Source organism: Tatumella sp. JGM130 (assembly GCF_018257525.1).
GTDB lineage: Bacteria > Pseudomonadota > Gammaproteobacteria > Enterobacterales > Enterobacteriaceae > Tatumella > Tatumella punctata.
Genome location: NZ_JAERJS010000008.1, coordinates 26,899 through 39,408, shown reverse-complemented (window position 1 = coordinate 39,408; position 12,510 = coordinate 26,899). Strand labels below are relative to the sequence as shown.

Here is a 12,510-nt window from a genome sequence, read left to right as displayed (position 1 = left end):
ATTACTGATGACGGGATTCCGCCGTGTCGGGCAGGGTCGCCCTGTCCCAGCCGCCGCCCAGCGAGGTAATCAGCGCCACGCTGGTGACCCACTGGCTGCTCTGTAATGCCAGCAGGCTCTGGCGGGCACTGAGACTGCTGTTTTCCGTGGTCGCCACATCGAGGTAGTCGATCATGCCGGCATTGTACTGGTTACGGGTCACCCGCGCAGACTCCACGGCAGCATCAGTGGCCTGTTGCTGCGCGGCAATTTCCTGTTGCAGGGTGGTCAGTTCCACCAGGTTATTCTCCACCCCCTGTACCGCCGTCAGCACCGTCTGGCGATAGGTCGCTACGCGGGCATCATAGGCTGCCCGCGCCTGGTCAACCGCCGCCGTGGTGGCACCGAAATCCAGCACCGTCCCGCTCAGCTCCGGCCCCAGAGACCATACCCGCTGCGGTAATGAAAACAGGTTGTGTAATACGGATGAGGTAAACCCGCCGCTGGCACTGAGGGTCAGGTCGGGGAAGTATCCGGCAATCGCCACCCCGACCGCCGCATTGGCAGCCGCCACATTACGTTCGGCATAGGCGATATCCGGACGACGTTGCAGCAGGCTGGCGGGCAGCACAGACGGAACCGGCGGCAGTGTCGCCTGTAACGGCGCGGCTGCAACCGAGAACTGTGACGGGGTTTTTCCGATCAGCAGAGCCATGGCATGTTCCAGCTGGGCACGCTGCCAGTGATAGTCGAGTGCCGATGCCTGCGCCGAGGACAGCTGCATCTGTGCCTGGGCCAGAGTGCCGCGATCCTCACTGCCGGCCTGATATTTATGGGTAATTACCCGTAAATAACCTTCATAAGCAGCGATACTTTGCTGATACAGGGCAATACGCTGGTCAATAATCCGTAACTGAAAATAGTCCTGTGCCAGTTCCGACTGTGCACTGAGAGTGGCATTAGCCAGTTCGGCGGCGCTGGCTGCCGCTGAAGCGCGGTTCTCTTCCAGCTGACGTCGCAGTTTTCCCCACAGGTCCGGTTCCCAACTGGCGCTGAGACTGGCTGAATGACTGTCAGACAGACGCTGAACCGGCGAACTGCCACTGCTGTGACTGGCGGCACGGGAAGACCCGGCACTGGCGGTCAGGGCAGGAAACAGGCTGGCTTTGGAAGACGCCGCCAGTGCCTGTGCCTGCCGGTACTGTGCCATATACATGGCAATATTCTGGTTAGAAATCGCCACCTGTGGCATCAGCTGATCCAGCAGCGGATCATGGTATACCCGCCACCACTCCCCTTTCGGCTGGTCATCCTGTGGACTGGCCTGCTGCCAGCCTTTGGCTTCTTTAAACTGCAACGGAATATCGGCCGAAGGACGATGATAATCCGGCCCGGCCATACAGCCGCTAAGCAGTAATGCCAGACAGAGCGGAGTCAGTTTTTTAGCAAATTTCATCGGTCAGGATCCTGAGGCCCGTACACGGTGCCATTGTCGTTTGGTGGCCCGGCTTAACCGGTCCAGCCACAGGTACACCACCGGGGTGGTAAAAAGCGTCAGTAACTGGCTCAGGGCCAGACCACCGGCAATTGCCAGCCCGAGGGGACTGCGTAAGTCTGCATCCCCGCCGTGGCCCAGAGCCAGAGGCAGTGCCCCGAAAAACGCGGCCAGTGTGGTCATCATAATCGGCCGGAAACGGTGAATACAGGCCTGCATTATTGCCTGCTGCGGGCTGAGCCCCTGCTTACGCTCCGCCTCCAGCGCAAAATCGATCATCATAATGGCATTCTTTTTGACAATGCCAATCAGCAGCACAATGCCGATCAGCGCAATCACTGTCAGCTGAGTATGGGTTAGCAGTAATAACAGTAAGGCACCGACCCCCGCCGACGGCAGGGTCGAGAGGATCGTCAGCGGATGAATATAACTTTCATACAGCATTCCCAGCACGATATACACCGCCGCCAGTGCCGCCGCAATCAGCCACGGCATAGTGGCCGTCAGGTCACTGAACGCTTTGGCGGTGCCCTGGAAACCCGCCTGGATGGTGCCCGGCAGGGCAATCTTCGCCATCGCCTGTCTGATCAGCCCCTGAGCCTGTTCGAGGAATACGCCGTTGGCCAGGTTAAAAGCAATAGTCGTGGTCGCCGACTGTCCCTGATGGGCCACCGACAAAGGAGCATTGCCGCCGCTGAAACGGGCAAAGGCCGATAGCGGGATCCGATCACCGCTGTTATTAATCACATACAGGTGTTGCAGCTCAGACGGGTCGCTGGTCGCGCTGCTTTGCAGCATCATCACCACATGGTACTGGTTGAGGGTTTTGTAGACAGTGGCAATCTGCCGCTGGCTGAACGAGTTATTCAGCAGGGTATCCAGCATACTCACGCTGACCCCTAACCGGCTGGCACGGTCGCGGTCAATATCAATCATCACTTCCTGCCCGCCGGTCTGTGAATCAGAATCCACACTGGTCAGTTGCGGAATGGCCCGTAATGCGGCCGTGACTTTCGGTGTCCAGAGCCGTAACAGGTCGAGGTCATCGGCCTGCAGGCTGTACTGATAGGTGGCATTGGCACTGCGCCCGCCGATATGCAGGTCCTGGGCCGCCATCAGGAACATCTGAGCCCCGGCAACCTGGCGGGCTTTCTGGGTCAGCCGGTTTGCCACCTCGGTGGCCGTCGCCGTGCGCTGGTTAAAATCTTTCAGCCGGATAAAGAAGTTCGCCGTATTTCGTGAACCAAACATCCCGCCGCCCATTGAGGACATCACAGTGTCCACCGCCGGGTCGGCACGGATAATCTCCGTAAACTGCTCCACCTTCGGCTTCATTGCCTGGAAAGAAATATTCTGATCCGCACGCACCGCCCCCATCAGCAGCCCCGTATCCTGGTCGGGGAAAAAGCCTTTCTGCACGACAGAATAAAGGAACAGGTTCAGCAGAATGGTCAGCAGCAGACTGAAAATGGTCAGTTTCTGATGCGCCATCACCAGCCGCAGTGCCCTGGTATAGGCATTCAGCAGCCGGTTAAGCTGCTGCTCTGTCCAGCGAAATACCGGATGCACCGGCCGTGTGGCCGGGGGCTGGCGTTTCAGTAACCTGGCACAGAGCATCGGTGTCAGGCTCAGGGAAACCAGCATGGAGATCACCAGAGAGACTGACAGGGTGACGGCAAATTCGCGGAACAGACGTCCGACAATCCCGCCCATCAGCAGAATCGGGATAAACACCGCAATCAGCGAGACGGTCATGGACAGGACCGTGAAACTGACTTCCTGCGCGCCCCGCACCGCCGCCCGTACCGGCCCGAGTCCGGCTTCGATATGGCGCATAATATTTTCCAGCACCACTATCGCATCATCCACCACAAATCCGGTGGCAATAATCAACGCCATCAGTGACAGGTTATCGAGGCTGTACCCCAGCAGATACATCACCATACAGGTGCCAATCAGTGACACGGGTAACGCCAGGGCCGGAATGACCACCGCCCGCCAGTGACGTAAAAAAACAAACACTACCCCGATCACCAGCAGTACCGCTGTCAGCAGAGTTTCTTCTGTATCGTACAGCGAGGCGCGGACCAGAGGGGCCCGGTCAATGACCAATTGCAGATCTGTATCGGCCGGTATCGAAGCCCGTAACCCCGGCAGCTGCGCTTTGATGGCATCAATCGTTTGCAGCATATTGGCACCGGCCTGGCGGGTGATGCCGACCATCACAGCCGGTTTACCGTTCAGAAAACCGGCGCTGTATTTATCCTGAACCCCGTCATAAACCGTCGCCACATCATGTAAACGTACCGCAGTGCCGTTCTGATAACGGACAATCAGGTTCCGGTAGCGGGCGGCACTGTCCAGCTGGCTGTTACTGTCGATAGACCAGGACAGGGTATCGCCCTGCAGATAGCCCTTCGGTAAGTCGGAGGTGCTGTCGGCGACGGCACGGCGTACCGCATCCAGCGAAATTCCGTAATCGGTCAGTTTTTCCGGCTGCAGATCAATACGTACCGCCGGTAAAGAGCTGCCCATCAGAGACACCGAGCCTACGCCGTTAACCTGCGACAGCACCTGTTCGACCTGACTTTCCGCAATATCGTAGAGTTCACCGGGCGTCCGGCTGGAGGAGGTCAGGGCCAGCATCACAATCGGTGCGTCAGACGGGTTAGCTTTGCGGTAGGTCGGCAGCGACGGCATACTGCCAGGCAGCAGGCTGCGGGCCGCGTTAATCGCCGCCTGAACATCCCGTGCCGCACCGTTAATATTCCGGCTCAGATCAAACTGCAAAATAATAGTGGTGGAGCCCTGAGAACTGTCGGACGTCATTTCCGTGACCCCGGAAATTTCGCCCAGGGCGCGCTCCAGCGGGGTGGCCACCGTGGCCGCCATCGTTTCGGGGCTGGCCCCTGGCAGGCTGGCACTGACCATAATGGTCGGGAAATCCACCTGCGGTAACGGGGCCACCGGCAGCAGCCGGTAACCCAGCGCCCCGAGCAGCAGGATCGCCATCGTCAGCAGCAGCGTGGCAACCGGCCGGAAAATAAACAGCCGGGTAATACTCATTGCCCCTCCCGCGAGTGTTGCTGGCGGCGTTTAATAAAGCGCTGACCACGTCGCGACCACCCGTCAAACCACAGATAAATGACCGGGGTGGAGAACAGGGTCAGCACCTGACTGACAATTAAACCGCCGACAATCACCAGCCCCAGCGGCTGACGTAATTCAGCGCCGGAACCGCTGGCCAGCATCAGTGGCAGAGCACCGAGCAGGGCCGCCATGGTGGTCATCAGAATGGGCCGGAAGCGCAGCAGGCAGGCCTGATGGATCGCCTCACGCGCCGACAGATGGCGGGTTTTTTCCGCCTCAAGGGCGAAATCAATCATCATAATGGCGTTCTTTTTCACTATCCCAATCAGCAGGATCACCCCGATTAATGCAATCAGACTGAATTCCGTACCGCTGAACAGTAACGCCAGCAACGCGCCGATCGCCGCCGAAGGCAGGGTGGACAGGATGGTCACCGGATGAATAAAGCTCTCATAGAGAATCCCCAGTACCAGATACATGGTCAGTAAGGCGGCAAGGATCAGCCACAATGTATTACCGGTGGCGCGCTTAAAGGCCGCTGCCTCACCCTGATATTGCAGGTTAACCGATGCCGGTAATTTCAGTTGCTGGCTGACTTCGCTGATCGCCTGCTGCCCCTGTTCGATGGAGTAGCCCGGATTGAGATTAAACGACACCATAACCGCCGGATACTGGTTCAGACGCATATTCATCAGTGCGCCTGGCCGCTGGTGGAGGGTAGCGATTGACGTCAGTTTCACCATCCCGCTGCGGGTGGTGGTCGCGGAGCTGCTGCTGTCCGCGGAACTGCTGCCGGAGGACGATGAATCCGTCGCCGGTGACGTACTGTCGGTCACTGAGGTTGGCAGATAAATATCGTTCAGTGACTGCGGGCTATTCTGATACTGCGGGGCCACTTCCAGTACCACCCGGTACTGGCTGGACTGGGTGAAAATCGTCGATACCAGTCGCTGGCCGAACGCATTATACAGCGCCGTATCCACGTCGGAGGCGGTGATCCCCAGTCGCGACGCTTTATCACGATCTATATCCAGATAGGCAATCCGCCCCTGATCCTGCAGATTACTGATCACACTGTTAAATTCAGGGCGTTTCTCCAGTGCTGCCACCAGCTTCGGTGTCCAGCTGACCAGGGTTTCACTGTCCAGTGAGGCCAGGGTGAACTGATACTGACTCGGGGTGACCTGATCGTTGACGGTCAGATCCTGAGCCTGCTGCATATAGAGTTTAATCCCCGCGACCTGCTTCGCCGCCTGCTGTAACTGCTCAGTCACCTGCGCCCCGCTGAGGCTGCGTTGTGAAAAAGGTTTCAGGTTAATCTGCAACCGCCCGCGGTTAAGGCTGGTATTGGTGCCGTCAATCCCAATCACCGACGTCAGGGACGCCACCGCAGGATTTTTCAGTATCTGCTCAGCCAGTGCCTGTTGCTGACGGGACATTTCACGGAATGAAATATCCTGGGAAGCCACGGTCACCCCCTGGATCAGTCCTGTATCCTGCTGCGGAAAGAAACCTTTCGGCACCAGCAGATACAGTACCGCCGTCAGGGCAAATGTCGCCAGCGCCACCAGCAGGGTTATTTTCTGATGGCGGAGAACCCCCCCGAGTAACCGGTCATAGCCGCGGATAATACGCTCAAACACGGCCTCGCCCTTACGGGCAAAGCGGGACTGTTTCTGTGGCGGGATATGGCGCAGCAGATAAGCACAGAGCATCGGTGTCAGGGTCAGTGACACTACCAGCGACACCAGAATCGATACCGCCAGGGTAATGGCAAACTCGCGGAATAACCGGCCGACCACGTCGCCCATAAACAGCAGCGGGATCAGCACCGCAATCAGAGAAAAGGTCAGAGAAATCAGGGTAAAGCCGATTTGCTGCGAGCCTTTCAGGGCCGCTTCCATCGGCGGTTCGCCCTCTTCCAGCCGTCGTGAAATATTTTCCACCACCACAATCGCATCATCAATAACAAACCCGGTGGCAATCGTCAGGGCCATCAGCGACAGGTTATTCAGGCTGAAACCGAGCAGATACATCACACCGAAAGTGCCGACCAGTGACAATGGCACCGCCACACTGGGGATCAGGGTCGCCGACAGATTGCGCAGGAACAGAAAGGTCACCATCACCACCAGAGCCACCGATAACAGGAGTTCAAACTGTACATCGGCTATCGAAGCCCGGATGGTCCGGGTGCGGTCAGAGACCACCGACAGTGTCACCCCGTCCGGTAATGCCGCCTGCAGTGACGGCAGCTGCTTTTTAATACTGTCAACCACCTGAATAACATTGGCACCCGGCTGACGCCGGACATTAATGATAATCGCCGGTTTATTGTTAACACGGGCGGCCTGAAAGCGGTTTTCCGCCCCCTGCGTAATGGTGGCAATATCTTTCAGCCGCAGGGCGGCACCGTTTTGCCAGGTGAGGATCAGATTGGCGTATTGTTGCGGGGTTCTCAGCTGGTCATTGGCGTCGATAGTCACCGAATGATATTTACCGTCAAATCCGCCCTTAGAGCCATTAACATTACTGTTATTAATCAGCGTGTTCACATCGGCAAGGGTCAGATTATGGGCTGCCAGCGCCTGCGGGTTTAACTGCACCCGAATCGCCGGCTGATTCCCCCCGGCCAGGCTGACCATCCCTACCCCGTTAATCTGTGACAGTTTCAGTGCCACACGGGTATTGACCAGGTCCTGCACCTGCGTCAGGGGCAGGTTATCGGCGGTGGCCGACAGGGTGATCACCGCCGTATCTGCCGGGTTCACTTTTTTATAGGTCGGAGGGTTCGGTAAATCATCAGGCAGCAGGCTGTTGGCGCTGTTAATCGCGGCCTGCACTTCCTGCTCAGCCACATCCAGCGAAATATCCAGCCCGAAGCGTAAGGTGATCAGTGAAGATCCGCCGGACGTCTCCGATGTCATCTGGCTGAGGCCGCTCATTTCTCCCAGATTACGTTCCAGAGGCGCGGTCACCGACGTCGACATCACTGTCGGGCTGGCCCCCGGATAAAGGGTGGTCACCTGAATGGTCGGGTAATCGACCTGCGGTAATGCCGACACCGACAGAAAACGGTAGGCGAACAGGCCGGATAACAGAATACCGGCCATCAGTAAAATGGTGGCGACCGGTCGCTGAATAAAGAGTCTGGACGGATTCATTAATTACCGGCCTGCGGCTGTCCGCTGCTGTCCGCGGCCGTATTGGCCGGATCATTGGCTACCGAGACTCTGGCCCCTGTCGTCAGACGGTCAATGCCGTCGGTCACCAGACGATCGCCGGGTTTCACACCGTTCAGCACTACCTGCTGGTCACTGCCATAGGCAGGCCCGGGAGTGACGGCGGTACGGGTCACCGTATTATCGGCATTGATCACAAACACAAAACTGCCGTCACTGCTCAGTTGCACGGCCTGCGCCGGGACGACGGTGGCATGTTTCAGAATATCCGTTTGCAGCCGCAGGTTAACAAACTGGTTGGCATACAGGGTTTCATCCTGGTTAGGGAATGTCGCTTTCAGCTCAATACTGCCGGTACTGGTATCAATGCTGTTACTCATAAACCGCACCTCCCCCTGTGCCAGCGGAGTGGTATCGTTCTGGTCAAACGCTGTCGCCGGTAACGGCTGGTCATGATGCAGCTTTTCCACCAGCCGCGGAATATTGCTCTGGGGCACACTGAAAGTTACCGCCGCGGGCTGCATCTGGGTAATGGTTACTATGCCGGTGGTCGAGGCGCTCTGGATCATATTCCCCGGGTCAACCAGCCGCAGACCGACCCGGCCGCTGACCGGGGCGGTGATTCTGGCATACCCGATATTCACTTTCGCACTGTCAATCTGTGCCTGATCTTCCTGCACTGCACCACTGTACTGGCCGACAGTCGCCTGCTGGCTTTCCAGATCCTGGCGGGATAATGAATCCTCAGCGAACAGCTTCCGGTAACGGGCAAGGGTTAAACGGGCATTGGTCAGCAAAGCCTGATTCTGCGCCAGTGCCCCCTGATACTGGGCCAAAGTGGCGCGGTAACCACGGTCATCAATTTGTGCCAGCAGCTGTCCGGCGCTAACCCGCTGCCCTTCGGTAAAAAACACCTTATCCAGCTGGCCTTCCACGCGGCTGGTCACAGTAACGCTGGCATTAGGGATAACCGTACCGGGTGCACTCAGGTAGACGGGGACATCCGCTTCACCGGCCTGGCCGGCATTGACCAGGGTGGGTCCGCCAAAACCGTGCCCGCCCGGCCCTGCGCCGCCGCCCGCGGAAAACCAGACCCGCCAGACCACGCCGCCGATAACCACACACAACAGCAGTAATAACAGCCATCTCAGCCAGTGATGTCGAACCGGTTTACTTATGTTATTTGTCATCAGATTTCGTGATTATCAGAGAAAGAGGACACAGCAGACAGAAGCCATATTTGTGCAGTAAAGTGAACATATTAACCGGTGTATTATTGACAATTACTGTGCTGTTTTTCCACCGGCAAAACGTAAGGTTTTGGTTAAACCTTGTAAGGACAACAGGTTACCTACCCTGTTACTCAGGCTGGCAGAGGGCAGAAAACGGTGCGGATACGGACAATAAATATCAGAAAAAACAGACTGTCAGTGCCGACCGTCCGGCCGCCACACCGCAGATGTGGTGGCCGGTGATAAAGCCTGTACTCAGTGTGCGGTAACAGGCGCGGGCGCGGAAGCAATATCCGTATTGGTGCTGTACAGGGCATCCGGCGGTACATTCAGATACTTAAGTACCGGGCCGATAATATTACCAAATACCGGCGCGGCCACTGAGCCACCGAAGTGTGCCCCCGCCGTCGGGTGGTTAATCATAATCACCAGTGCCACCACCGGATGGCTGGCCGGGGCGACCCCTGCGGTGTAGTTAATATAACCGCCATCATATTTACCGTTACTGCCCATTTTTTCTGCAGTACCGGTTTTAATTGCCAGACGATAGCCGGGCACCGCTGCGCGTACCCCGGAGCCGCCGGGCAGTGCATCACTTTCCATCATATGCACCACACTGCGCACCACATCATCGTCAGCCACCCGCGTGCCCTGCACCGGAGGCGTTACTTTGGTTATCGACAACGGACGGTAGACACCAAATGACCCGAGGGTGGCGTATTCGCGGGCAATCTGCAACGGCGTGACACGCAGCCCATAGCCGAACGAAAAAGTCGCCCGTTCGATATCAGCCCAGCGCTGGCGGTGCAGCGGGAAGTAACCGGTACTCTCTCCGGTCAGGCCTAAGTCGGTGGGACGTCCCAGCCCGAAAGAGCGGTAAGTATTGACTAACACATCCGCCGGCATTGCCAGAGCTATATGGGAGACCCCGATATCACTCGATTTCTGCAAAATACCGGTCATGGTCAGACGCGGCCAGTGGCCGACATCGCGGATCAGATGCCCGTTAACCGTATATGGCGTGGTATCCAGTACCGAATCAGGCCGCACCAGATGACGCTGCAAACCTTCCATCACAACCAGCGGTTTAACCGTAGAGCCGGGTTCAAAGCTATCGTTAATCGCCACGTTACGCATCTGAACCGGCGTTGCATCGTCATAATTATTCGGGTTATAGGACGGGTAAGATGCCATACCGAGGATTTCTCCCGTATCCACCCGTACCATTACTGCGGCCCCGGAATCGGCCTGGTTAAGCAGTACCCCGTCGCGCAGTTTGCTGTACATGGTGTACTGGATATATTTATCAATACTCAGTTGTACCGTCGGCGGCTGGGTCGGTGGCTGGTAACTGATCATCGAGATAATATTGCCGTGACGATCCTGGCGGTACTTCTCTTTGCCGGGCTCGCCCTGCAGAATTTTATCAAAACTGCGCTCTATTCCATTCAGGCCGCTGTTATCTGCCCCGACAATACCGATCAGCGGCGCTGCCGCATCACTCATCGGGTAAAAACGGCTGTCATCATAGACACTGGAAATCCCGGCCAGATGCAGTCCGGAGATATCTTTGGCAATCCCCAGTTCAATTTTTCTGCCGAGGTAGAGAAAACGTTTTTTCGGGCTGGCGGTGATCGCCGCAGCCAGCTCTGCCGGACGTAAGTTCAGTGCCGACGCCAGATACGTCCACTTAGCGTCATAAAAATCCGGATTAGCTTCCAGCACTTTCAGGGGGTCAGCGATAATGTCGCGGGAGGGAACACTCAGGGCGAGAGTATCGCCATTACGATCCAGCAAGGTGCCGCGGTTAGTCGGCAAAACCACTTCACGCAGGGAGCGCTGGTCGGCTTCTTTTTCCAGCATCGGGCGATCCAGCAACTGCAGATCACCGACCCGCATAATCAGGAAGACCAGGCAAGCGACCACACCGAGGCACACCAGGCGAAATCGAAAAGGGTTAAATGTTGCTTTTTTCTGGTCTTTTCCCAGCGTCTTCTTGGTCCGGGGCATAACATTCCGCTGAATTATAAACAATTAAGGCGTATTAACCCTGTCTTATAATCAATTTACCCGCAGGATCACAGCGAAAGTGTGTATCAGTTGGTAATCGTTAAGCAGAGTAAACATTGACAGCATATCAGGCTACGGGAAGAAATGAGAAACCGCGGGCAAAAAAAAACCTGCGCGTCAGCGCAGGCTGGTGTAATCAAATATGTTTGATGTTCACCCATCAATACCTCTGGGACTGTTAATCTACCCGTTAATGGCTGCGCGGCTCCACAACATAAACGCAACAGTTGTCCGCAAAATGTAAGCAGCTATTTAGAGATTAACGCTTTAAATACATAATCCTGCCGCTGCCGGCCGTCCGTACCCTGCCCCGGGGTCTGCCCGGTAATACCGGCCGCAGACAGCCTCCGCCAGCGGCCCTGCTGCGTCTTATTCCCTTGCAGTGGATGCGCTTTTCCGTAACACTGGCCCGATGTGTAAACGCTTTACCGGAAAAAAAACCAATGGCTACCATAAAGGATGTTGCCAGACTGGCCGGTGTATCAGTCGCCACTGTCTCCCGGGTGCTCAACCACTCGCCAAAAGCCAGTGACGCTTCACGTCAGGCCGTGCAGGACGCGATGCAGCAACTGCATTACCAGCCCAATGCCAATGCCCGCGCACTGGCACAACAAACCGCCGCCACCCTCGGCCTGATCGTCGCCGATGTCTCCGACCCGTTTTTTGGCGCGATGGTAAAGGCCGTCGATGAGGTCGCCAGCCAGACCAATAACTTTCTGTTGATCGGTAATGGCTATCATGACGAGCACCAGGAGCGGCTGGCCATCGAACAGCTGATCCGTCATCAGTGCGAAGCCCTGGTGCTGCATGTCAAAAAAATTCCCGATGATGAACTTTCAGAACTGATGCGCCATATCCCCGGTATCGTACTGATTAACCGGATTCTGCCGGGCTTTGAGCAGCGCTGTGTGGCGCTGGATGATAACTACGGTGGCTGGCTGGCAACCCGCCATTTAATTCAGCAGGGCCATGAGAATATCGCGTTTATCTGTTCCGACCATGCGATTTCCGATGCCAGTGACCGGCTGGAGGGCTACTACCGGGCGCTCAGCGAACATCAGATTCCGCTAAACCCGCAGCTGATTGCTTACGGTGACCCGGATGAAACCGGCGGTGAGCAGGCGATGATCCATTTGCTGGCGGAGGGGAAAGCCTTTACCGCCGTCGCCTGTTATAACGACTCGATGGCGGCCGGGGCGCTGGCCGCCCTCAATGATAACGGTATTCAGGTTCCGCGACAGATGTCGCTGATCGGCTTTGATGATGTGCTGGTTTCGCGCTATGTGCGGCCGCGCCTGACCACCATCCGTTATCCGGTGGTGACCATGGCCCGGCAGGCTGCCTCGCTGGCACTGGCATTATCAAAACAGCAGCCAGCCCCGCAAACCACCCATCTGTTCCACCCGACACTGGTGATCCGTCACTCGGTGGCCAGCTGTAACGACGCGCCGGGCTAAAGACC

Annotated in this window: 6 protein-coding genes; 1 reads left to right on the top strand and 5 read right to left on the bottom strand. The window is 56.9% G+C overall.

Annotation, left to right across the window (positions count from 1 at the left end; all coding sequences use genetic code 11):
- Nucleotide 1 precedes the first annotated feature (1 nt).
- From JK211_RS05780 to JK211_RS05760, 5 genes are all read right to left on the bottom strand, one after another.
- Nucleotides 2-1,435 (bottom strand): efflux transporter outer membrane subunit, encoded by a 1,434-nt coding sequence (locus JK211_RS05780; RefSeq protein WP_212707724.1) that lies wholly within the window; start codon nucleotides 1,433-1,435, stop codon nucleotides 2-4.
- A gap of 3 nt (nucleotides 1,436-1,438) precedes the next feature.
- On the bottom strand, nucleotides 1,439-4,540 hold the full coding sequence (locus tag JK211_RS05775) for an efflux RND transporter permease subunit (protein ID WP_212707723.1): 3,102 nt from the start codon (nucleotides 4,538-4,540) through the stop codon (nucleotides 1,439-1,441).
- Nucleotides 4,537-7,728 (bottom strand): efflux RND transporter permease subunit, encoded by a 3,192-nt coding sequence (locus JK211_RS05770; RefSeq protein ID WP_212707722.1) that lies wholly within the window; start codon nucleotides 7,726-7,728, stop codon nucleotides 4,537-4,539. The genes JK211_RS05775 and JK211_RS05770 overlap by 4 nt, the downstream gene beginning before the upstream one ends.
- On the bottom strand, nucleotides 7,728-8,936 hold the full coding sequence (locus JK211_RS05765; protein ID WP_212707721.1) for an efflux RND transporter periplasmic adaptor subunit: 1,209 nt from the start codon (nucleotides 8,934-8,936) through the stop codon (nucleotides 7,728-7,730). Before JK211_RS05765 ends, JK211_RS05770 begins: the two co-directional genes overlap by 1 nt.
- 297 nt (nucleotides 8,937-9,233) lie before the next feature.
- A complete protein-coding gene (locus JK211_RS05760; protein WP_212707720.1) occupies nucleotides 9,234-10,988 on the bottom strand; it encodes a penicillin-binding transpeptidase domain-containing protein in 1,755 nt (584 codons plus the stop codon).
- Nucleotides 10,989-11,491: 503 nt separating this feature from the next.
- Between JK211_RS05760 and galR the strand changes: the two genes are divergently transcribed.
- Nucleotides 11,492-12,505: an HTH-type transcriptional regulator GalR gene (gene galR, locus JK211_RS05755; protein ID WP_212707719.1), complete on the top strand. Its 1,014-nt coding sequence runs from the start codon at nucleotides 11,492-11,494 to the stop codon at nucleotides 12,503-12,505.
- The last annotated feature ends 5 nt before the right edge of the window (nucleotides 12,506-12,510 follow it).

Coding starts and splice junctions, on each gene's coding strand:
- JK211_RS05780 (WP_212707724.1), bottom strand. CDS start 1,435: ATGAAATTTGCTAAAAAACTGACTCCGCTCTGTCTGGCATTACTGCTT.
- JK211_RS05775 (WP_212707723.1), bottom strand. CDS start 4,540: ATGAGTATTACCCGGCTGTTTATTTTCCGGCCGGTTGCCACGCTGCTG.
- JK211_RS05770 (WP_212707722.1), bottom strand. CDS start 7,728: ATGAATCCGTCCAGACTCTTTATTCAGCGACCGGTCGCCACCATTTTA.
- JK211_RS05765 (WP_212707721.1), bottom strand. CDS start 8,936: ATGACAAATAACATAAGTAAACCGGTTCGACATCACTGGCTGAGATGG.
- JK211_RS05760 (WP_212707720.1), bottom strand. CDS start 10,988: ATGCCCCGGACCAAGAAGACGCTGGGAAAAGACCAGAAAAAAGCAACA.
- galR (WP_212707719.1), top strand. CDS start 11,492: ATGGCTACCATAAAGGATGTTGCCAGACTGGCCGGTGTATCAGTCGCC.